Consider the following 22,119-nt stretch of genomic DNA (forward strand, 5'->3'; position numbering starts at 1 on the left):
CGTATGAACGTCCTGTCTGCGGCCAATCAAAAACAGGTAGAAGATAGTCTTGTATCAAGCAAACTGTTGACTGCCGAAGCCTTGGCCGATCTGAAGGTGCAAGCCGATGCTCAGCATGTGCCGCTACTGAGCTTTTTGGTGCAGAAAAAAAACGTCAGCAACGAAGCGCTGACAAAGATTATTGCCAATATTAACAAGGTGCCATACGTAAATCTGAGCGATACAAAGATTGACGCCAAGATTCTGGCGCTGCTACCGCAGGACATCGCTGAGCGCTATATGGCGGTACCGCTTGGTGAAATGCAGAACCGTATGGTTATCGCTATGCTTGACGCTGACAATGTGCAGGCTGTCGACTTCCTGAGCAATAAAATTGGCCGACCGCTCAAAGTCTACGCCGCCTCCGAAGAGGGCATTCGCCAGGTGCTGCATCAATACGTCTCGAACATATCCAACGATATGGCAGGTGCCATCAGTGGCTTAGAGAGTTCAGTGGCTATGACATCCGCCGAAACTGCGCAGCAAGTCGCTGACAACGGTGGCTCGGCTGAGAAGAACATCCGGACGCTGGTGCAGGATTCACCAATCAGTAAAGCCTTGTCATCAATCCTCGAGTTCGCCGCGGTGCACAACGCCAGCGACGTGCATATCGAGCCACTTCAGGACGCGCTCAAGATTCGTTGCCGGATCGACGGCGTGCTACGGGAAATTATGAAGCTGCCGAAGTCAACTGAGCCGCCGCTGGTGTCACGTATCAAAATCCTAGCCAATTTGAAGATTGACGAACACCGTGTGCCGCAGGACGGTGAATTCAGCATATCGGTGGCTGGTCGTGACATTGACCTTCGTATCTCGGTATCACCGGTGGTGTGGGGAGAGCAGGTGGTTATCCGTCTACTCGACAAGTCTGGCACTAGCTTGCACCTGGAAGACATGGGCTACGCCGGCCGTAGTTTGCGCATGATCCGGGAAGGTCTCAAGCAGACCAACGGCATGATCCTGACATCCGGACCAACTGGCTCCGGTAAGTCGACCTCACTGTATGCGCTGCTCCAGGAAGTCAAAGACGATAGCGTTAACATCGTTACCCTGGAAGACCCAGTGGAATACAAAATGTCCGGAATCAATCAGATCCAGGTGAACGGTGATGTTGGCCTGAGCTTTGCAGCCGGACTGCGCAGTATTCTGCGGCAGGACCCCAACATCGTCATGGTCGGGGAAATCCGTGACAAAGAAACTGCCGAACTGGCAGTGCAGGCATCGCTGACCGGGCACTTAGTGTTTAGTACGTTGCACACCAACTCCGCAGCCGGCATCCTGCCACGGTTACTCGATATGGGTATCGAGCCGTTCCTGATCGCCAGCACGGTGCATACGGTTATCGGCCAGCGGCTGGTGCGACGGATTGGTGCCGAGTCTGAAGAATATCAATCCAGCAAAGCCGAAACAGAGGCAATTCACAAGGTACTCGGCCATCTGCTGCCAGCCACAGAAGCCGACCGCGCCAAAGTATCTGCAGATATTGGATACGAAAACTTGCCACTGAAGGACGATAGCGCTTATACTTTACGCAAGGGCATCGATGGTCCTGGCCAGCCGAATGGGTATAAGGGACGTATGGGCATCTACGAGGTGTTCAGCGTCACCGATCAGATTCAGGATTTGATCCTCAAACGGTCGACCAGTTCTGAGATTCAGAAAGTGGCCCAAACGCAGGGAATGGTCACCATGCGCGAAGACGGCTATCTGAAAGCACTCGCCGGAAAAACAACTATCAACGAAGTTAACCGCGTCGCGGCAACTGATATAGCATAAGCTCACCAGGAGATATAGATATGGCAGAAACAGTACGGATCGAAATATTACTCGAAGAAGTTATCAAACGAAAAGCTTCCGACCTTCACTTGCAGGTTGGGCTGCCACCGATGATTCGGGTGGACGGCGCTTTGGCGCAGGTGTCTGGCATGAGCCCGCTCAACGACGAAACCATTGAGACACTGATCTTCTCAATTCTCGATGAGGACCAGAAACAAATCCTGCTCAAAGACAAGGAATTCGACTTCAGCTTCGCCTTTGGTGATCTCGGTAGGTTCCGCGTCAACGCCTTCCACGAACGAGGCAATTTGGCTGCGGCGCTTCGTCTTATCACCAACGACATCCTGACCATCGAGCAGCTCGGCTTGCCGCCGATCGTCAATAAGTTTGCCGATTATCCGCGCGGACTTGTCCTGGTGACTGGCCCAACCGGCTCCGGTAAGTCGACGACACTGGCAGCCATGATCCACAAGATCAATAGCGAACGCGCCACCCACATCATCACCATCGAAGATCCAATCGAGTATACCCACCGTTCAATCAAGTCGGTTATCGTGCAGCGCGAAGTTCACTACGACACATATTCCTTCTCGGCTGCACTACGAAGCGCGCTGCGTGAAGACCCGGATGTCGTGCTGGTCGGAGAAATGCGCGATCTGGAAACCATCGCCTCCGCCATTACTATTGCCGAGACAGGCCACTTAGTATTTGCAACCCTGCACACCAATAGCGCTGCTCAGAGTATCGACCGTATGATCGACGTCTTCCCACCGCACCAACAGCCACAGATCCGCTCACAGCTGTCGAACATCCTAACGGCCATCGTTTCGCAGCGCCTGGTGCCGACGATCGGTGGCGGCCGAGTCGCAGCAGCCGAAATCATGGTTGCGACGCCAGCTGTCCGTAATATTATCCGTGAAGGCAAAACGCATCAGCTCGATGCTGTCATCCAGACCGGTGCCGAATTCGGTATGCAGTCCATGGATAAAACACTGGTCAATCTGATCCACGCTGGCACTATCACCTATGATGAGGCCCGCCTGGTAGCTGTCGATATCGATGAGCTGGATCGGTTAATGAGGAGTTAATGAGATGACGGTAAAGACATGTTAAATTATCAATACGTTGCCCGTAATCCTTCGACCGGACAAAAGGTATCGTCCGATGTCGAAGCCGACAGTGAAGCGGCCGCAATCCGGCTGATCCGGTCGGAAGGTTTAGTTCCTGTCGACATCAAGCTCGGCAAATCTGCTACAACTACGAACCGGTTCGCCCGTGTATCCGCTAAGGACCGGGTGCTATTTTCGCGCCAGCTATCAACACTGATTAATGCCGGCTTGCCGCTCGTTCAAAGTCTGCGCAATGTCAATCTGCAAACAACCAATAAGCAGCTTCGGGCAGTGTCGGGCAAAGTTATAGCCGATGTCGAAGCCGGCACGACGTTATCGACGGCGATGTCCCGTCACCCGAAAGTATTCAACAAAGTCTACATCAGCATGGTTGCTGCCGGTGAGGTGTCCGGTACGCTTGATATGTCGCTGGTGCGGCTGGCCGATCAGCAGGAGAAGGACGCTGACATCGTCAGTAAAGTCCGCGGTGCCATGATTTATCCGTTGATCGTCTTGGTCGTTATGGCGATCGTGATGGGCTTCATGCTGGTTAAGGTGCTGCCGCAGGTGCAAGTGCTCTACGACGGCTTTCCAGGCGCCGAACTGCCACTTGTCACGAAGATACTGTTGGCGCTGTCAGCGCTTCTCAGTAAATTCTGGTGGATAGTACTCATCGTCGCTGTGGTGCTGTCGGCTGTGCTGGGTAAGTGGGCCAATACTGGTCCTGGCCGGGAAGTCTTCGACAAGCTGAAGATGCGTTCGCCGCTCATAAAGGGACTGTTCATGAAAATGTACATGGCGCGGTTCTCGCGGACGGGTTCAACGCTGGTATCCAGCGGTGTGCCGCTGCTGCAGATGCTGGACATCACCGGCGACGCCGTCAACAATATCCACGTCAAGCGTTCGATCGATAAAGCAGTCGAAAAGGTCAAGGGCGGTAAGTCGCTGGCTGACTCAATAGATGGTGATCCGAGCTTTTTGCCGCTGCTTCCGAACATGCTGCGTATCGGCGAGCAGTCGGGTTCGATCGAGCAAATGCTTGTCAAAACGGCCGATTACTATGAAAAGGAAGTCGACAACGAGATCAAAAACGTCCAGACCATCATCGAACCAGTCCTCATGGTGGTGCTCGGTATCGTAGCCTTCATCATCGTGGCTGCCGTGCTGCTACCGGTGTATGGATTGGCTGGCAAGTCGTTTACTGTATAGACGCATCGATGGCGGTGGATAACATAGCACTGCCTATCATGGCCTCATCACCGGTCGGTTCGTAAAACGCTTGCGTTTTAATCAACAATTATGTACTATTTTAAGCATAAGCTAATAACACAACGCAAAGGGGGCATTTGCAATGTCAAAATTCAACATTAAAGATAAAAAAGGTTTCACGATCATCGAAGTTTTGATCGTCCTAGCTATTGCTGGTCTTATCCTGCTTATCGTATTCCTAGCCGTGCCGTCTTTACAGCGTAATTCACGTAACACTGCCCGTAAAACTGATGTTTCGAACATCCTCGGTGCAATGTCAGAGTATACGAACAACAATGGTGGTCAGTATCCTGCTAGCTGTGGTGCCGGTGCTTGTACTACAACGCCTTGGTTAACGAATGCTAAACTTGGTACGATTGACGGCACAAGAGTAGCGTTTAGTCTTCAAACCGGTCCAGCTGTACCGGCAAGCCCAGCTGGCCTTGACTCGGTCGTTTTGGCTAACTACGCAAAATGCTCTACAGCTTCTGCAGCAACCGCTACTAATGCCAGCAAACGAAGCTTAGTCGCGCTATACTATGTAGAAACAGGTGGCGCCAATCAGTTACAGTGTGTTGAGTCCGGTTCATAATATTACCAACATACTCATTAAAACAGGCTCTTCCGGGAGCCTGTTTTAATGTACTCACATAAAATGCTACTATATCCGTAATGGTTATAGTTATATTACTCCTGCTCGGCATCTGCTTCGGGAGCTTCGTCAATGCCTTTGTCTGGCGGTTCCACGAGCAAGCCGAAATTGCTGAGCAAAAGCAGCAGGGAATTGTTAGTAAAGCCGTCCAGGCAGTCGCGGGCAAACTCCGCGGCAAACGGCAGCTGACTGCAGACGAATTGTCGATCACCAAGGGACGTAGCATGTGCGTGCACTGCTACCATGAGCTGGCAGCCAAGGATCTGATCCCTGTTTTTAGCTATTTATGGCTGCGTGGCCGCTGTCGCTATTGCGGCCAGCCAATTCAGGATACGCCGTTGCCGGAGCTGGTCACGCCACTGCTGTTCGTCGTGTCATATCTGTTCTGGCCGATGCCGCTGAGCGGAGCAGGGTTATTCGTATTCTGTCTGTGGCTCGTGTTCCTGGTCGGGTTTGTGGCGCTTAGTCTGTATGACTTACGCTGGTACGAGCTGCCACACCGCATTGTATTGCCGCTGATTGGGCTAGCCTTGTTGCAAACGGTTGTCGTATCGACTATCTACGGCGGCGGCCTGCAGACATTGGGCAACGCCGTTGCCGGTGCGCTGATTGGGGGAGGCCTATTCTATTTACTATACACATTTTCGCCCAAAATCGAGCTAGATGACGGCACGCGTATCAGCAAATGGATAGGTGGCGGCGACATTACGCTTGGGACGCTGCTGGGGCTTCTGGTCGGCGGACCAGGCAATGCCTTGCTGCTGATATTTACCGCTTCACTGATCGGAACGATTATCGCAGTTCCGCTGCTGGCAGTCGGCCGAGCCGACCGGGGCAGTCACTTACCGTTTGGGCCGTTCCTGATGGCTGGAGCAATTATTGTCATGCTGTGGGGCGCCCGATTGATCGATTGGTACACGAACCAACTCGCGTTGTAGCCGCGGCTTAACGCACAAAAATGCTAAGCTATTTTGCTATTTTCTGGACAAAATGTTTATCATGCTTATGGTATACTTATAGACATGAAGCGTAGTCTTTTCTATCGATCGCTCTCCGGGGGAATGAGCCGGCACTATAAGCGCGTGTCTGCCGGCGAGGACGCTGGATTTACGATTGTCGAAACTATGATTGTTTTGCTCGTCACCAGCGCACTTTTCGCGAGTGCCGCTGCATTGATCAATGGCAGGCAGAACGCAACGTACTTTAGCCAGTCCATCCGCGATGTACAAACACAGATGCAACGCGTCATAAGCGACGTCGGCAGCGGCTATTATCCAAATGATGGATCGATCAAATGTGAGACAGGCGGCCCCGGCGGCGGCGTAAGCTTGACATCTGGAGTCGCCGAACAGGGAACCAATAAAGGCTGCATATTCCTCGGTAAAATCATGCAGTTTGGCGTAACGCCCTCCACTGATCCAGAGGTATTCAATGAATACACAGTAGTCGGACTAAGCGGTGCCGGCAGTGTGGCCGGGAGGAATTTAGCCGAAGCGAAAGCCCGGGTTGTGGCACGGGCCGCAGGTGAGCCGGCTAGTGTACCAAACGACTCATTTGAGCAGCGCAAGCTACTCTATGGCCTGACAGTATCGAAGATGTATTACGACGGTGTCGCTACGAACAATATTCGTGCTTTCGGTTTTAGTTCACGACTGAACAGTCTGGCTGATGATGATCCGTCGCAGCAGTTAGACCTTGTGGCCATTCCATCTAATCCTGCTCCCGTTGATACTGCAAATGGGGTCAGACAGATAAATGGCAGCCTTATAAATGCTGCCGGCTTCCCGGCAGCCGTCGTCAATCCGTCCAAAGGCATTCAAATCTGCTTCAATAGTGGTTCCACAGACCAGTCCGGATTGATAACGCTCGGCGGATCAAACCGACAGGGCAGCGTACAGCTAAAAATTTATGAGGGGCGGAACTGCGTATAATGAACAGGTTGTCTTCGCATCAATCTACACGCACCAGGCAGGCTGGCTTCACGATCATTGAACTGCTGATCGCCACCAGCGTGTTCTCGGTAATGCTGATCGTTATTACAGCGGCTGTACTGCAGTTCAGCCGCCAGTATTACAAAGGCGTCATATCAAGCTCGACGCAGGCGACGACGCGGGCGCTGATCGATGAGGTCAATCGTTCGCTGCAATTCAATGGCAGCAGCTTCAGTAAATTTGGCACAAACGACGGGTACTGCATTGGCGCAAAGCGCTACAGCTACAAATTGAATCAACAAGTGATTGACGACGGCCCGAATGCAGCGGCTCACCAGAGCTACCATGCGTTGGTGACGGATACGTTTTCCGGCTGTAATACTGGAACACCACCATTGTCTCTAGCGGCGGCAAATTTCCCAGGAACAGTTGAAAACCCGCGCGAACTGCTCGGTGAGCGTATGAGGCTGCTCAAGTTTGACATCGTCGAGGTCAATGATATGTATACTGTTACTGTCCGTGTTGCCTATGGTGACGACGATCTGCTCTGTAGTCCATCGACAACAGGTGACTGCACTAACCCCAATTCATTAGCTGGCGTGAACAACAATATGTCTGATCTTACCTGCCGCTCAACGATCGGTTCACAATTTTGTGCAGTATCAGAGTTAACAACAACCACAAGGAAACGAGTAAACTAATGGCAAACCAAGCACTTCGACGTAGTAAATCCACAAACCAGGCCGGTATGGTATCCATTCTAGTTACTGTAATTATGATGTTCGTCATCAGCCTGATTGTCCTAGGATTTGCCCAGGTATCTCGCCGCGAGCAGCGCCAGTCGCTCGACCGCCAGCTCAGTTCGCAGGCCTTCTTCGCGGCCGAAAGCGGTGTCAATGATGCCCGCCAAAAAATTAATGATGACCTTGCAAATGGTCTCGGCGTCACTGAAAAGGAAAACTGCGAAATGGGCGAGGGGTATACTGCTGTTCCAGAAATTGACACCGCCGTATCCTACACCTGCCTGCTGGTCACCAGCAAGCTCAAAAATTTATTCGTCAGCCCGCTGACGGCCAGTGGCCGCTCGGTAGTATTGCCAATAAACCCTGACAGTGGACGCATCGATACGATGCGTATCAAGTGGTCGGCTCTGAACGAGCCGAGTTCTGCTGAGATAGCTCAGTGCCCTAATGATGCAAATGATGGTTTCCCGCAAAGCTCAGCCTGGGTTTGTCCCTACGGCGTTCTGCGAATGGATATCGTGCCGACTGATAGTCTGAGCCGAGCGGACACGACTAATCGACAGAAAACGATATTTCTATATCCCGTAAAGAATGGGGGTATACCGAGTCATAATTACGCCGATGCCGGTATCGACGGCACCGTCCGCGCTATATATTGCCAGCCTAGTGCAAAGATCTGCGAAGTTGATATCGCCAATATGGCCGGTTTTGATAATTACGCCTTGCGACTGAGTGCACTCTACGAGGATGGTTCAGTCGACGTCACGGTGAGCCGCGGCGGTACAAGTGTACTGCTCAAAAACGCCCAAGTTCAAATCGATGCCACCGGCAAAGCCCAGGATGTCCTGCGCCGCATCCAGGTGCGCATACCGTTCACTTCGTCGACGAACGTACCAGAGTTCGCGTTGCAATCAGGTAGCTCGATCTGCAAGCGCTTTGAGGCTAGTCCCGCTGCATTTACTATCCCCGCTGGCTTGACCGGCCAGGATACGCGCAACCCGATGTGTCGATAACTTTGATATATTTGTAGATTAGACTTTCGTTCATTGCCTAAGACTATTTGTGACGGGAGTGCATAAACGCGCGGATGGACGTAAGTAAGGTATGAGCCGATTAATCGGCGTGCGTGCCGTGAAACTTCTCGTGAATTTTCTTGAGATGCGGATCGGTAACGTGGGTGTATATTTGGGTCGTCGCGATATTGCTGTGCCCGAGCATGGCCTGTACGCTGCGTAGATCAGCGCCGTTCATGAGTAGATCAGTCGCAAACGAATGCCGCAGCGTATGCGGGCTGACATGCTTGGTGATACCGGCCAGCAGGGCATAGTGAGCGACCAGCCGCTGCACGCTCCGAGCTGTTAGCCGATGATAGTTTCCAGATAAATCAACCGTTTTGCGGCCGCCGTAGCGGACGAACAGCGGATTGGTGCTGTCTGTCCGTTTGTCGATGTAGGCCTGCAGCCACTCGGCCGCTGCGTCGCTGATGAATATCGGCCGGTCCTTTTGGCCCTTACCGCGTACCATGAACTCCCGGCGCTTGAGATTGATGTGAGATTTATCCAGCCCTACCAGCTCAGATACGCGCAGTCCGCTGCTGAACAGCAGCTCCAGTATCGCCCGGTCGCGCAGTCCAGCTTCGGTTCGTATGTCGGGCTGGTCGAATATCCGCTCCAACTCTTCCGGATTTAGGAACGTCACTTGTTTGCGGACAGTTTTGGCCAACTCAATTTTGTCGGCAGGCAGCGCAGGGATGTCTCGTTTGGCACAGAACTTTAGAAAGCTACGCAGGGCTATTAGATGGTAGTTTTGAGTGCTCTTTTGCAGCTCGTCAGACACATTGGTGCCCAGCCGGTTGAGCCACAGCCGCCACTTGCGGATCAGCTCCGGGTCGATATCGCTGATCTGGATATCACCAGCAAAATCGCTGAGCCGGCTCAAATAATGATCGTAGTTGGCGATCGTCTTTTGTGATCGGCCTTGCTCGACTTCGAGATATTCCAGGAAATCTACGATTGCTTTGTTATATTTCATCTTGCTTAAGTATAGCGCAGGCTGTCGACGTAATGACAGCAGCTTATCTCGTGCCCCTCCATAGAATCATAAGCTCGACAGCGGTGGAAATCTCACACGTATTCTGTTAAAATCAGTAAAACTAATCAGGAACCTCACCCCGTATGGAAAAAACACTTATAGTCTTCAAACCAGATGCCGTCCAGCGTGGCATCGTCGGCGAAATCATCACTCGCTTCGAACGCGTCGGCCTCAAAATCGTCGGTACCAAGATGTTGCAGCCTGACTACGACCACTACCACAAGCATTACGAAGGCATTGGCACTCTCAAGACACGCAAAGGCGACCAGATCTTTGAATATCAGCTCAAGACCATGCTGGAAGGCCCAGTAATCGCCATGGTCCTTGAGGGCGTCGACGCCGTCGAAACCGTCCGCAAAATGGTCGGTGCTACCGAACCCAAGTCAGCCGTCCCCGGTACCATCCGCGGCGACTATGCCCACGTCAGTTACAGCGCCGCCGATGCCAGCGGCCGCAGTGTCAACAATGTCATTCACGCTTCAGCCGATCCCGCAGAAGCCGAGCAGGAGATTGCCCACTGGTTCAGCGACGTTGAAATGTACGACTACCAGGCAGTCCACGAGAAGTTCACGCAGCCTAAGTCATAATCGCCACCAAATATCGCCGAAGTGGGATAATTTATAGTCGCCTCCACATTGCCCGGTTATAGTAATGGGTACTATTCGGACGCGGGTAGTCACAGTCAATATAAGTCGTTGAGACAAGTAAAAGACGGAGGACAACACTATGGCAACAGGCAATCAAGGACTCGGTTCTGACAACATGAGCCAAACAGACAAAGATAAGATCCACTCAATGGGCGGCAAGGCGAGTGGCGGCAATAACTCACGCAGCGCCAGCACCGGCAGCAGCAATGTCACCAAGAACAGCTCCGGCGGTGGCGGCATCGACAAAGACGCCCAAAAGCGTGGCGGCCAGAACAGTCGGCGCAGCTAGCCAGCATTATATAGAATACAAATTCGCTCCCGAACAGGGGGCGAATTTTTTGTTGTCTAGTATAATACGGTCGTAGCAACCATCCAGCCCCCGTAGTTCAATGGATAAAACAACTCCGTCCTAAGGAGAAGCTAGCGGTTCGAGTCCGTTCGGGGGCACCAGATTAATGTTTAGGTGGCTCGTCGATACTACCCGCATAACAGCTGTGGTACTATCAGATTATGAATAAAAAGCATAACCACATTAAACTGAACCGTTATACGATTGGAACTCTTGTTATTTTGACCGTTTTGGTGGCATCATCCGCCGGAGTAATGATAAAGAATAATCGGGCCCAAGCTTCTCCTGCCGTCAATCAAGCGGTGCCTAGAAATGTTCAGTCGCAGTTTACCTTCAATGGGGCAGCAGATTGGCGACAAGGTCCAACACGGCTGAAAGACATGGCATTATTCCATGATATTCAAGATAGTTGTTTTACCTCAATGCAACGTAAGACAGGTAGTGTTGCTGCCGACAAAACTGAGCACGATAAAACTAATGCTGACCTCATACGTGACGGACGCGCAGTTACACCGGGTAATGCTGTATCTGTGACGCTGCAGACAAACGACGGTCTAAAATCATACCAATTACAGCAATTCATGATTACCACACCTCCTGGCGGAGAAAAACTCCTCGGCGGCATGGAATACGGCTACCTGCCACTGTCAGAAAATGATTACATACTCATTGAAGGACACTGCGAGACGTACGAGCAGCTAGCAGCCACCATCCCAGCATTGCAGGCAATCACATTTGATGCTTCTCAAGGCGCGGCTAGTAATTAGTTGCTGGCTGGCAAATGTGTATACAGCCAGACTAGCTCCGCAATCTCATTTAATTAGTGCCTGTTTAGCATAAGCTCGGCGAGTTGTAGTTCGTTTGCAGTCACGCCGCCCCGCGAGCGGTATTATTGACTTTCCGGTATAACTTTTGTTATACTATGTACATGAAAACTGCAATTTCAATTCCAGATAGTTTATTTCAATCAGCTGAGCAGCTGGCGTCCCGATTGGGAAAGTCCCGAAGTGAGCTGTACGCCAATGCCATTACCGATTATGTGGCCCGGCATTATGATAAAAAGGTAACTGAAAAATTAAACACCGTGTATGGCCAAGACGATACCATAATTGACCCGGTGCTTTCCAAATTACAGGCAGCCTCACAACTGAAAAACAATTCATGGTAGCAAAGAACGCGGCCAGAAAACTAAAAAGGGGTGAGCTATGGTGGGCTGAACTCGGTGACCCAAGCGGCTCAGCTCCCAGCTTTAAACGCCCGGTGCTTGTTGTACAGGCTGATGCGTTTAACGCCAGCAAAATTAGCATGGTCGTCGTCATTGCCCTAACGTCCAACATGCGACTAGCCGAAGCCCCCGGTAACGTCAGTTTGCTGAAAAGCAAATCTGGGCTCACCAAAGACTCAGTTGCCAGCGTCTCGCAGATTATAACAATCGACAAAACTTCTCTACAAGAATCAATTGGCAGCATTGATAAACGCGTAATGGCTCAAATCGATGACGGACTCAGACTCGTATTGGATGTGTAGATCTATGACGCATAAGTGTTAGGTGGACAACAGCATAACTGCAAATTACAACTGATTGGTTCTTGCATGGATGCTGCTTCGTCCGCCTCACGTATACTTTCTATGACAAATTTCAGTATATTCTCAGTTTTTATCACCCCCGTTAGTGGGTAATTTTGTGAGAAATCTTACTGCTTCTGGGCATATGCTGGCATATCATCTCTTTACCAACTAATAAGGAGATACCATTATGGCAGACGACTACAATACAAGAGACCGAGACTACGACCGAGTACGGGATGCGCACACTAATTCACATGTAGCTAAACTGCTATCGACACTAGCCCTCATCGCTTCTGCTATTGCACTCGCTGTGGCACTTAGCGCCATGAACAAGGCAACCGACGCACTGAACCTCGCCAACCGAAATATGACTTCCATCCAGCAGACTCCGTAACAGATTCGCTTAATCCTTAACGACCCGCTCTTCAGGGCAGGCAGAGGTACGGCCATTTAGAGAGCCCCAAGCGGGCTCTCTTTGCTATTCATATTCCGGATGATATCTGAGATACTGTCTGTAGATACGGCTTATGGCAGAAAAATATTTCGAAGATCAATTTGACGGCGAGGAAGTCCTATTTGTTTTTCGCAAACATCCGGTTGTTATGCGCAAAGGGCTGATCATCGCCATGGCGATGTGGCTGGTCGGACCGGTCTATACGCTGGCATTAACGTACCTGCGGCCGGATAATTATCCCTCTGTCAGTTTCTTTTTCCTGAGCCTGGTCGCGAGCATCGTCCTGGGTATCGTCGTCTTTATGCCGTGGTATATCAGCTGGCATTTTAGCGTCTTTATCGTGACCGATCAGCGGCTGATACAGATTACCCAAAAGGGGTTATTCAACCGTAGCGTCGTCGATATGGGGCTGGGTCAGATACAAATGGTAAACTATCAGGTGGCTGGCCTGCAGGAAACTTTGCTGGGATTTGGTACAATAACAATGCAGACATTTGTCGGCGACCTGATAATCCATGATATTCACCATCCTGCCAAGATCCAAAAGAAGCTTTTGGAAATCCTGCGTGATAGTGGGGTAGCAGTTGATTCGTATCCAGCGCCCGGTGACGCGTCGCAGCAAGATCAAATTCCCGGGGATGCCTAAATTATATGAAGCATAAAAATTCCACATCGAAACTGAAGCTGCCGAAATTTAAACGGCCGGCTGTTCTACATGCCGTCAAACGCCGGCTGCCAGGCCGCAAAAAGTCGAGTAGCCCGCTGGAGACGCTGAGCGATCTGCCGCGTATCACCAACGAGACGATCGCCGAGCACCGCGAAGAAATCCTCGGCAGCGCTCGCAAATACATTTACCCGCTGCAGCACTCCCGCGACCGCATTCTCAAAGTGTCTGCCACGCTGCTAGTAGTAGCAGTCGTCGCTTTCTTCGCATACTGCGGACTGGCGCTGTACAAGTTCCAATCGGCCTCGACATTTGTCTACGAAGTCACCAGAGTTATTCCATTCCCCGTGGCCAAAGCCGGCAGCAGCTTTGTATCCTACGAAAATTATCTGTTTGAGCTGCGCCACCTGACACATTACTACGAAACGCAGCAAAAGGAAAACTTCGCGGACGAATCGGGTCGGCGCCATCTGACGAAGTTAAAGCAGGATTCTCTGCAAAAGGTTATTGATGATGCCTACGTTAAACAACTAGCCGCCAAGAACAACATTACCGTCACCAACGGGGAAGTCGAAGATCAGATCGCCCTCGTTAAGTCGCAGAACCGTCTTGGCAGCAACGACCAGATGCTGGCCGACGTCCTGAAGCAATTCTGGGGCTGGTCAATCGTTGATTTCAAACGTGAGCTCAAATCACAGCTGCTATATCAAAAGGTCGGCTCCGAGCTCGACACAGCGACGCATGCCCGTGCAGACAACGCACTTGCCGAACTACGCGGCGGGGCTGATTTTGCGGCTGTCGCCGCAAAGGTTTCTGACGATGCGACCACCAAGGACAAGGGCGGCGCCTATCCGGCAGCAATCGGCAAAACCAGCCGCGACGTGCCACCGCAAATTGTTGATGCGCTATTCCGTCTCAAGCCCGGAGAAACCTCAGACGTCATAGAAACCGGGTACAACCTTGAAATCCTGAAGAGTATCTCAGTCGCCGGCGATAAAGTGCAGGCTGCCCATATATCCTTCAAACTGCAGGATATATCTACCCATCTCAAACCACTCAAAGAGCAGGCCAAGCCTACCCGGTTCATAAAAGTCTAGCCCGCACTCCTAATGTTGACGCCAACAGTTGCTTTTTGTGCCATAGCTTGGTATGATTACCCCTGTTGTTTACCGTACATGCGCCGCATGTGCTCTCAGCAATACCGATAACCCAGATGCGCTCGTAGTGAAGTGGTTATCACGCCTCCCTGTCACGGAGGAGATCGCCGGTTCAAGTCCGGTCGAGCGCGCCAATTAAAAAACTCCAGCCATCGGTTGGAGTTTTTTAATTGCATGTCCCACTACGGACTCGAACCGGCGATCTCAGCGAACGAAGTGAGCAAAGAGATCGCTGGTTCGTCGGCAAGCTTCACGCACAGGTGCTTCATCGAGCATGAGGCGCAGGCGTGCGCTAATCCGGTCAATCCCATCAAATAAGTATATTAAAAAAGCTTTTTAGAGCTTTTCGTATTTTTTTCAAGTACGTTTTTCAAACACCAATCTCTCTGTCGAGCGTGTATTTACAAAAACACGTCCTACAGGTAAAATAAAAGGTATGAAAATCTTCCTGTCCTATAGAGATTACTTGCGCAATTTTGAGTCATTTCTGCATGGCTTTGATCCGAGTGAGCCAGATAAACTTGAAATAACAACTCATGATACATGGGTTAACGTTCATCCAGTTGTACTCACTATGATTGCCGCTTTAAGTCAAACGGTAAAGGTTGATCGCATCACAATCGATGATGTTACTGCTACATCGGGACATTACTTGGCTCGTATGGGCTTGTTTGAAGTTATGGGAAAGCCGTCCCCGTATTCAATTGAAGAGCATGAACCGGCAGGTCGTTTCATTCCTATCACACAGATTCGTACGCAGGACGAGCAATCAAAATTCATAACGGAGATGATACCGTTACTACACTTGGAGCCCCAGCAAGCTGACGCAATTAAGTATATGGTCGGAGAGCTCGTGCGCAATGTGCTAGAGCACTCCGGTGCTAAGGCCGGGGCATTCGTAGCAGCGCAGTATTACCCGGCGGCGAATATGGTAAGGCTGGGTATTTGCGATGCGGGTGTAGGCGTCTGGCGAACTATTCACGAGAACTGGCCCGCAAAGACAGACATTGATGCGATTAAGCTGGCACTGGCTCCGGGTATCACGGGCACTACTAAACGCGAAGGTGGAACAGATAATAACGCAGGCGCAGGCCTGTTTTTCGTAAAATCGATGGCGATGGTTGCACGTGACTATTTTATAATCTATAGCGGTACAGGGCTTTACAAGCTAACGAAACGTGATAAGCGGAGAAAGGGTCTGCCTCGTCTGCGAGCGAATCCGGAACAAGACGCTCATGCGGAGACTAATCAGGCACCAAAGTTTCCAGGAACTGTAGTTGGTATCGATATATCACTAGATCAAACCAAAGAGTTTACTTCTTTGCTATCAGTTATTCGCAGTGCGTATACCGAAGCAGTAAAAGAACGTAAGAAACTTCGATATAAAAAGCCTAAGTTTATATAAGCAAGGAAAGTACAATGAAGACCATAGTTATTAAAGATGCAGCCGGGACGTTCGCCGAGAACAAGGACGTGGCACGTAAACTTCGCGTAGAGATTATAATGCCTGCCCTGGAACAGAATGAGGAAGTGATCATAGATTTCGAGGGTGTAACTGGTGCTACTCAATCATTTGTGCACGCCCTCATCAGCGATGCAATTCGTAAATATGGCAACGAAGCGTTGGAGAAGATATCGTATAAAGATTGTAGTCCGGTAGTACGGGAAATTGTCATTACAGTAACTGAGTATATGCAAGAAAGCTAATGATTTGTAAAAGAGTCGCACCCGTACCTATCTTCATAACAACTGACGTTGTAGGTAGCTAGTCCTTGAGCTGGCTCTTGAACATTCGGACGTATCTGTCTTGCTGGGTGATCAGCTCTGCATGCGTGCCACTCTCGACTAGTTTACCGTCTTCGAGCATGAATATAGCGTCGGCTTTTTGAACAGTTGATAGGCGGTGACTAATAGTGATTACCATACGCTGTTTATCGGCAAACAAGTGTTTGAAAATACGTGTTTCAGCGAGGGCGTCGATGGCTGAGGTTGGCTCGTCAAGAATGACAATGGGCGCGGCGCGGTAAAAATCGCGGGCTAGCGCCAGCCGCTGCCACTGGCCGCCAGATAGGTCGACACCTTTGTTGCCTTTATCGTCTTCCATCCAGTTGTTAACGTACGTATTTTCTCCCTGAGGTAGTTTGGTTACAAATTCGTCAGCCTCCGCCAGTTTGAGCGCTTCTCTTATACGTTCGGTAGTGTGCGGGCTGTCTACCGCGCCGAAGCGGACATTGTCGCGGGCAGTAGCAAAATTATAATGTATGAACTCTTGCTGCAGTACGCCAAGCTGTTTATGCCAGGAGGCGATGTCATATTCGTCGAGACTAATACCATCCAGTAAAATTCTACCCTTGGTCGGTATATAAAGTCCGGTCAGTAGCTTAATAAGTGTCGATTTGCCGGCGCCGTTTTCGCCGACGATGGCTACATGCTGATGAGCGGAAATTGTAAACGATAAATTATCGATAGCCGGAGCCTTACTGCCAGGATAAGAAAACGTTACATGTTCAAAAATGATCTGCTGTGGGGGAGTAGTCAGTACTTTGCCGCCTACTTTGCGCGTCGGTAGCTGCATAAACTGCTCGTAGTCGAACAAGTTGGCAATGTCCTCGTCAATCTGTCCCAGGGTGGAAATAAACGACGAAGCGTTCTGCATGGCGCGCGACACGACCTGCTGAACATAAATGAACTGTCCGACCGGTTGATTGCGGCCGATAATCTGCAAACTTATCCATATCAGTGCACCGAGTTCAACTATGGCTTCGAGGGCATCGGTGGCAATCCGGATCGGCATGAAGGTCTTTTCAAACTCAATCCGACCCTTCTCGTCTGTGTCACGTAACTTGCGACGGTGGCGCAGCATGAAATCAACCATACCGTATAAACGGAGTTCAGAGATGTATCGCGGCTGGTTGAGGTGCCATTCCAGTAAATTCTGGGCACGGCGGACTTCGACGTTTTCGTTCCAATGGGCGATTTGCTTACGGGACAACCTGAATTGCAAATATATGCCCGGCGCAATGGCCAGGATCACTGCCAAGGCGAGCCATGGCTCTAACAGTGCCAGTGCGATAGTCGCAGCCGCAACCCCGATCAGTTGTGATATCAGTGAAGCTAGACGGTCAAATATCCAGGAAAAGAACTGTGAGAATTTCAGCGCCCGGTCGTATAAGTCGGCAGTATCCTTGTCGTCATAGCGCCAGAATTCCAGCGCCAGGAAATGGGCATACATCCGGTCGCTGACTGCCGCTTCGACTACATAGCGCATCTTTGATTGGATATAGCTGTCCAGGCTTCTCCAAACGGTCATCAGCAGACCGAGCAGGGCAGTAATTACAATGAAGATTATAGCTTGCCTGCCGGCGTCACTGTTACCGGCATACGCATCCACTAATGCGGTCGTCGTTCGTGCCGCAAAGTAGGTGGTCAATATTGGCAGGACGGCATCTATGAACGCGCCAGCTAACTTGAACAGTACGGGCCCGGGAGCTATTTTGAAGCTGAGGCGTGCTACACCGCCAATTGCTTTTGCTTGTTCTTTGGTAGTCAACTTCTTCGGTTCGCTCATTGGAGGTCTCGAATTATAGTATAACAATAAAGAGAATAGACGGGTTTGTAGCGCGCATCGAGAAAGCCCGCAGCCGTGCGATTAATCCGGTCGAGCCACGCCAATCTAAAAACCCCACTTTGTCTGGGGTTTTTAGATTACATATACGCGGCAGGGAATGCAGCATAATGCTTACTACCACCGATGAGCAACATCGATGACGATGCGGTTGTCCAGGCTGAATACTCTGAATGGTAGTTTGGAGCGCACGCCGAGCCCAATCGTGGTTTGACCTTCGAACGAGCCCGCATATTTGGCGTCCTTAAATGTCGTGTAGCCAGTTAGATTCACACCCGGTAACGTTCTGTTGATTCGACCTGCATAAGTCGGCGAACCGCCAGAAGTGTAGGCCGGTGATTTGGCGATAATACTGAGCTTCGCGCCGCCAGCCAGTGATATCAGCTGTCCGGACCCATCAGCGCGCACGTTTGATACGTACCGCACATTGTAGCCTGATTTGTTTGCCGCCGATACACTGATGACCATGCGATCAAAACAAGCGTGCCGGCCGGTTTTAATATTTTTGAGTACTTCGCCCGCGCCTTTGTCGGCGACTGATTTTGGCTGACTGCCCCATGCAATACCGCAATAGGGTGCCGCCGATGCGCTTGAGCTAAACACTAGACCCGCTGTCAGTACAACTCCCAGTAATAAGCTTACGTAATATTTTTTCATGCGTGATCCTCCTTAGTACTTACGCTATACCACACAAATTGTGCTTATGCAATGGATTATTTAACACATACAGTGGTCGATGCCTACGTCTGTCGTGCATGGTAATCCTAAAGCCACTCGCACGAACTTCGTAAGTAGATCGGCCGACGGGGCAAATCTATCATATTCATTGCATAACGCTTCTGGCAGTCTTGACACATGACTGCCAGTTTTGCTATACTAAATATAGTAAATCACATCTCTTCAGTCGCCCGCATACATACTGCATCTGGCTCATAACCGCGGGAATCCGAGTGGTACGTCACGTCTAACAGACCTTACCGGGAAGGGGTAAGGCACGATATAACAGGGAAGCTCCACTCTCAAAGAGGCCCAAACAGGAGCAAGAATAATATATAACTATTATATATAACTATTATAAAGCTAGCACCGCCAATACACACTATGCGGGCGCTATATAGATACGAGGAACAAGCATATGCACGTAAAGACAACTAACTCTCAGCAAATTTGGCAATCGCCAGACGGCAAGCGGACAATTTGGGAAGTAACCCTACGCGCAGCCGACGGCAGCGACTATAAGCTCAAGACGTACAGCCGTGACGTGGCCAAACTCGGTTTCGGTGGCGAGGTTCGCAGCTACCTGAACCCGCGCGGTGACCGCTTTGTGCGACAGGTAGCCGATGTCTCCAAGGCTAAGCCGAGCTACCAGCGCGATGATAATGCCATCCGAGCCCAGTGGGCAATCGGGCAGGCTATCAACCTGGCCTCTGTCAAGATGGACCGTGAGGCAATTACGCTGCCGGTTATCGAGCAGTACGCCCGCGAGCTCTATGAGACAGTCAGCCGCGTCAAAGGCGAGCCGATTAGCTCTGCCGACAAGGCTGAGGCTGAGAACTACATCAAGGGACTAACGCAGATAGCCGGGACATTCTAGCCCTGCTACTCGGCTTGTCCGAACGCTATAAAAGCCAGGGAGACCTGGCTTTTTTGCTACTAACTCGATTTGGTTGGGTATATACTGAATATACAATTCAAGTAGTAATAGATTGGAGAAACAATGCAGACCCGGTTAAATCCTTACCTGAGTTTTCAAGGCAATGCCGAAGAAGTCGTTGCATTTTATCAAGAAATTTTCGGTGGTAACCTAACGAAATCTACGTTTGCCGAGGGCGGCATGCCGCATGATCCGGCTGAAGCTAATTGGATTATGCACGCCATGCTTGAAACTGAAAACGGCATGGTGCTGATGGCATCCGACACGCCGACGAGTATGGAGTTTAAGCCGGGCAGTAACGGAGCAATATCGCTCAGTGGTGATAATGAGCCAGAGTTACGCGGCTATTACGAAAAGTTGTCCGCTGGCGGTACCGCCACGCTGCCACTGAGTGCCGCGCCGTGGGGTGATGCATTTGGCATGTGTACTGACAAGTACGGTATAAACTGGATGGTCAATATATCAGGCGTGTCAGATTCGGCACAGGAGTAAGAATTATTTGAAATTGTGCAAACTGGCGTGAATATTGCTGGCGGCGCTCGTCCCCATAGCGCAAGCGACGACTACTAACTCTTCGCGTGGGGTGATATCACCGGCTGCATAGACACCGGCGACGCTCGTTTCCTGCTTGTCGTTGATTACAACGGCGTCGTCGGCAATATTGCAGCCCAGTTGCTCAAGTAACTCCAGACGAGGGCAGTGTTTGATATTGTAAAAGATCGCCTCTGCCGGTATCGATCCTCCATCGGCCAAGGCGAGCGAGCGGATTTTGCTGGTGGTGTCTGGTTTTGGCTGCAGACCGACGATCTTGGTGTCAATGACAGGAATGTTACAGCCCTGTAAGATCTGTCTGGCCTCGTTGTCGATCTCATTGGCGTGCCCATGCGTCAGTACTAGTATGTCTGAAGTATAGGTTAGGAATTCCTGGGCGTATCCGGCAATGTGTGCGCCCCAGCCGATGATAGCAACACGGCGACCGCTGTATTCGTGGCCGTCGCAGGCGGGGCACTGCCAGGCTGTGACACCAGCAAAGGCGGCAAAGTTGGGAATATCAGGTGCGACGTCTGACACGCCTGTAGCCACAAGCACGCGTTTGGCTAAATATTGTTTTTCCTCTGTCTGACACGCAAAGTATAGCTTTCGTTTCCGAATTTGCGTTACCGTACCATGCGCAAACCCCGCTCCGTAGCTTGCGGCTTCCTGCAGTATCTTTTTATGTAAATCCATGGGATTTTCGCCGTCATAACCCGGATAACCATGGATGACATGCGCTGCAGCGTTGCGCGGCTGGCCTGAAGATATCACGACCACCGACCGGTGGAACCTGCCAAGCCAAATCGCAGCGCTCAACCCGGCGTAACCACCACCGACTATTATGACATCATATATTTTTGAGGTTTTCATGCCAGCGCTATTATACTCATATGACCAAGCCTGAAATTTAAGAATTTTCACATTCAAAGAAATATAGTAAAAATACAGACGCTAGGTAACAATTTCAGGGTCGTCTGTCTGCTATAATATTGTTTGATCTGGTCGCAACTACGACCATCAATCTGCCGTCTTAGCTCAGTTGGCTAGAGCACCGCTTTCGTAAAGCGGGGGTCAAGGGTTCGAATCCCTTAGATGGCTCCACGATATATAGACACTTGACTCTCAAAATCTCCACCTTGAGTGGCAACCTGCGGGGCAGACCCAAAATTATTTATCTATGATAAAAATTTTAGGGGCGGACAGGTTGACGAGGCTCATGGGTAGGTTTCGAGAGTCAAATATAAACGTTTTGCTATACTCATCCATGTAGATTTGCGGGTATCGTATAGTGGCTAATATGCGACCTTCCCAAGGTCGAAAGGAGAGTTCGATTCTCTCTACCCGCACCACAGTTCTATTTAATCTTTTGAGCTAGTTATTCTTAATATTGAATTAACGGGTGATCGTGCTCGACAAGCTGCAGAGCAAAGCTAGATACTTAAACGTTAGTTACTGGGTCCATTGCCCAGGTCTGCGTATCCGGCCCGTGAAGTGATACAATATGATTAACAATGGTGACGATTCCAAAAAAGTATTTTCATGACCGGCTGATCCTGTTGCTACTTAGTATTAATGTCTTTATGGCGTTTTTGGCGAGCGTGTGGGTCTTATTTAAGCTCGACAGCGGTCGTAGCGCCGGCTATATCGTGGAATACCGGTCAAGCCTGGGTATCAGCGCCCTCAAAACGGGAGATGCCGGTGAGCTGATTGCCTTTATTGGCTTTGCGCTGCTAGTGCTGGTGGTGCACTTTGTGCTGAGTGTTCGAATATACGATATTAAACGCGAAGTCTCGGTGATTGTACTGGCGCTCGGCGCGCTGCTGCTGGTTATGTCGACAATTGTCAGTAATGCGCTATTGGTATTAAGATAGGTGCGT

At 50.6% G+C, this 22,119-nt stretch carries 25 protein-coding genes and 4 tRNA genes; 25 read left to right on the forward strand and 4 right to left on the reverse strand.

The window, feature by feature from the left end:
- The first annotated feature begins 3 nt into the window (after positions 1-3).
- The 8 genes from VF575_05570 to VF575_05605 all read left to right on the forward strand — a co-directional run bounded on the left by VF575_05570 (position 4) and on the right by VF575_05605 (position 8,511).
- On the forward strand, positions 4-1,815 hold the full coding sequence (locus VF575_05570) for a GspE/PulE family protein (GenBank protein HEX8183040.1): 1,812 nt from the start codon (positions 4-6) through the stop codon (positions 1,813-1,815).
- Between the two features lie 20 nt (positions 1,816-1,835).
- Positions 1,836-2,903 carry a type IV pilus twitching motility protein PilT gene (locus VF575_05575; protein HEX8183041.1) on the forward strand — a complete coding sequence of 356 codons (1,068 nt, stop codon included), beginning with the start codon at positions 1,836-1,838 and terminating at the stop codon, positions 2,901-2,903.
- 18 nt (positions 2,904-2,921) lie between these two features.
- Positions 2,922-4,133, forward strand: coding sequence for a type II secretion system F family protein (locus VF575_05580; protein HEX8183042.1), 1,212 nt, complete (start codon positions 2,922-2,924; stop codon positions 4,131-4,133).
- 142 nt (positions 4,134-4,275) lie between these two features.
- The gene (locus tag VF575_05585) at positions 4,276-4,764 is read left to right on the forward strand and encodes a type II secretion system protein (protein ID HEX8183043.1); all 489 of its coding nucleotides are present in this window, start codon (positions 4,276-4,278) and stop codon (positions 4,762-4,764) included.
- An 80-nt stretch (positions 4,765-4,844) separates the two neighbouring features.
- Positions 4,845-5,762: a prepilin peptidase gene (locus tag VF575_05590; protein ID HEX8183044.1), complete on the forward strand. Its 918-nt coding sequence runs from the start codon at positions 4,845-4,847 to the stop codon at positions 5,760-5,762.
- Between the two features lie 84 nt (positions 5,763-5,846).
- A complete protein-coding gene (locus VF575_05595) occupies positions 5,847-6,755 on the forward strand; it encodes a hypothetical protein (GenBank protein ID HEX8183045.1) in 909 nt (302 codons plus the stop codon).
- On the forward strand, positions 6,755-7,456 hold the full coding sequence (locus tag VF575_05600) for a prepilin-type N-terminal cleavage/methylation domain-containing protein (protein ID HEX8183046.1): 702 nt from the start codon (positions 6,755-6,757) through the stop codon (positions 7,454-7,456). The genes VF575_05595 and VF575_05600 overlap by 1 nt, the downstream gene beginning before the upstream one ends.
- Complete coding sequence (locus VF575_05605) at positions 7,456-8,511, forward strand: pilus assembly PilX N-terminal domain-containing protein (GenBank protein ID HEX8183047.1); 1,056 nt, start codon at positions 7,456-7,458, stop codon at positions 8,509-8,511. Before VF575_05600 ends, VF575_05605 begins: the two co-directional genes overlap by 1 nt.
- A gap of 100 nt (positions 8,512-8,611) precedes the next feature.
- On the opposite strand, the gene xerA is transcribed toward VF575_05605, so the two are convergent.
- On the reverse strand, positions 8,612-9,529 hold the full coding sequence (xerA, locus tag VF575_05610; GenBank protein ID HEX8183048.1) for a site-specific tyrosine recombinase/integron integrase: 918 nt from the start codon (positions 9,527-9,529) through the stop codon (positions 8,612-8,614).
- Between the two features lie 143 nt (positions 9,530-9,672).
- Between xerA and VF575_05615 the strand changes: the two genes are divergently transcribed.
- From VF575_05615 to VF575_05670, 12 genes are all read left to right on the forward strand, one after another.
- Positions 9,673-10,176, forward strand: coding sequence for a nucleoside-diphosphate kinase (locus VF575_05615; protein HEX8183049.1), 504 nt, complete (start codon positions 9,673-9,675; stop codon positions 10,174-10,176).
- A gap of 139 nt (positions 10,177-10,315) precedes the next feature.
- On the forward strand, positions 10,316-10,525 hold the full coding sequence (locus tag VF575_05620; protein ID HEX8183050.1) for a hypothetical protein: 210 nt from the start codon (positions 10,316-10,318) through the stop codon (positions 10,523-10,525).
- A gap of 86 nt (positions 10,526-10,611) precedes the next feature.
- A tRNA-Arg gene (locus VF575_05625) sits at positions 10,612-10,686 on the forward strand.
- Positions 10,687-10,746: 60 nt separating this feature from the next.
- Positions 10,747-11,352, forward strand: coding sequence for a hypothetical protein (locus VF575_05630; protein HEX8183051.1), 606 nt, complete (start codon positions 10,747-10,749; stop codon positions 11,350-11,352).
- Between the two features lie 161 nt (positions 11,353-11,513).
- Complete coding sequence (locus VF575_05635) at positions 11,514-11,753, forward strand: hypothetical protein (protein HEX8183052.1); 240 nt, start codon at positions 11,514-11,516, stop codon at positions 11,751-11,753.
- The gene (locus VF575_05640; GenBank protein HEX8183053.1) at positions 11,747-12,112 is read left to right on the forward strand and encodes a type II toxin-antitoxin system PemK/MazF family toxin; all 366 of its coding nucleotides are present in this window, start codon (positions 11,747-11,749) and stop codon (positions 12,110-12,112) included. The genes VF575_05635 and VF575_05640 overlap by 7 nt, the downstream gene beginning before the upstream one ends.
- Before the next feature lie 229 nt (positions 12,113-12,341).
- The gene (locus VF575_05645) at positions 12,342-12,548 is read left to right on the forward strand and encodes a hypothetical protein (GenBank protein HEX8183054.1); all 207 of its coding nucleotides are present in this window, start codon (positions 12,342-12,344) and stop codon (positions 12,546-12,548) included.
- Positions 12,549-12,681: 133 nt separating this feature from the next.
- A complete protein-coding gene (locus VF575_05650; protein ID HEX8183055.1) occupies positions 12,682-13,254 on the forward strand; it encodes a PH domain-containing protein in 573 nt (190 codons plus the stop codon).
- Between the two features lie 5 nt (positions 13,255-13,259).
- A complete protein-coding gene (locus VF575_05655; GenBank protein HEX8183056.1) occupies positions 13,260-14,369 on the forward strand; it encodes a peptidylprolyl isomerase in 1,110 nt (369 codons plus the stop codon).
- Between the two features lie 118 nt (positions 14,370-14,487).
- Positions 14,488-14,563 (forward strand) — tRNA-Asp (locus VF575_05660).
- Between the two features lie 302 nt (positions 14,564-14,865).
- On the forward strand, positions 14,866-15,834 hold the full coding sequence (locus tag VF575_05665; protein ID HEX8183057.1) for a hypothetical protein: 969 nt from the start codon (positions 14,866-14,868) through the stop codon (positions 15,832-15,834).
- 14 nt (positions 15,835-15,848) lie between these two features.
- Positions 15,849-16,136 carry an STAS-like domain-containing protein gene (locus tag VF575_05670; GenBank protein HEX8183058.1) on the forward strand — a complete coding sequence of 96 codons (288 nt, stop codon included), beginning with the start codon at positions 15,849-15,851 and terminating at the stop codon, positions 16,134-16,136.
- 58 nt (positions 16,137-16,194) lie between these two features.
- Here VF575_05670 and VF575_05675 read toward each other — a convergent pair whose 3' ends face one another.
- On the reverse strand, positions 16,195-17,997 hold the full coding sequence (locus VF575_05675) for an ABC transporter ATP-binding protein (protein HEX8183059.1): 1,803 nt from the start codon (positions 17,995-17,997) through the stop codon (positions 16,195-16,197).
- 174 nt (positions 17,998-18,171) lie between these two features.
- Positions 18,172-18,711 carry a hypothetical protein gene (locus VF575_05680; protein ID HEX8183060.1) on the reverse strand — a complete coding sequence of 180 codons (540 nt, stop codon included), beginning with the start codon at positions 18,709-18,711 and terminating at the stop codon, positions 18,172-18,174.
- A 478-nt stretch (positions 18,712-19,189) separates the two neighbouring features.
- Between VF575_05680 and VF575_05685 the strand changes: the two genes are divergently transcribed.
- On the forward strand, positions 19,190-19,648 hold the full coding sequence (locus VF575_05685) for a hypothetical protein (GenBank protein ID HEX8183061.1): 459 nt from the start codon (positions 19,190-19,192) through the stop codon (positions 19,646-19,648).
- 123 nt (positions 19,649-19,771) lie between these two features.
- Positions 19,772-20,200 (forward strand): VOC family protein, encoded by a 429-nt coding sequence (locus tag VF575_05690; GenBank protein ID HEX8183062.1) that lies wholly within the window; start codon positions 19,772-19,774, stop codon positions 20,198-20,200.
- A gap of 3 nt (positions 20,201-20,203) precedes the next feature.
- Here the strand turns inward: VF575_05690 and VF575_05695 are convergent, their stop codons facing one another.
- Positions 20,204-21,112: an NAD(P)/FAD-dependent oxidoreductase gene (locus tag VF575_05695; protein HEX8183063.1), complete on the reverse strand. Its 909-nt coding sequence runs from the start codon at positions 21,110-21,112 to the stop codon at positions 20,204-20,206.
- Between the two features lie 154 nt (positions 21,113-21,266).
- On the opposite strand from VF575_05695, the gene VF575_05700 reads away from it, so the two are divergent.
- The 3 genes from VF575_05700 to VF575_05710 all read left to right on the forward strand — a co-directional run bounded on the left by VF575_05700 (position 21,267) and on the right by VF575_05710 (position 22,113).
- Positions 21,267-21,343 (forward strand) — tRNA-Thr (locus VF575_05700).
- 173 nt (positions 21,344-21,516) lie between these two features.
- Positions 21,517-21,591, forward strand: a tRNA-Gly gene (locus VF575_05705).
- A 162-nt stretch (positions 21,592-21,753) separates the two neighbouring features.
- A complete protein-coding gene (locus VF575_05710) occupies positions 21,754-22,113 on the forward strand; it encodes a hypothetical protein (GenBank protein ID HEX8183064.1) in 360 nt (119 codons plus the stop codon).
- Positions 22,114-22,119 lie beyond the last annotated feature (6 nt).

The sequence above is a fragment of the Candidatus Saccharimonadales bacterium genome, from assembly GCA_036388415.1.
In the GTDB taxonomy this organism is placed as follows: domain Bacteria; phylum Patescibacteriota; class Saccharimonadia; order Saccharimonadales; family UBA4665; genus UBA4665.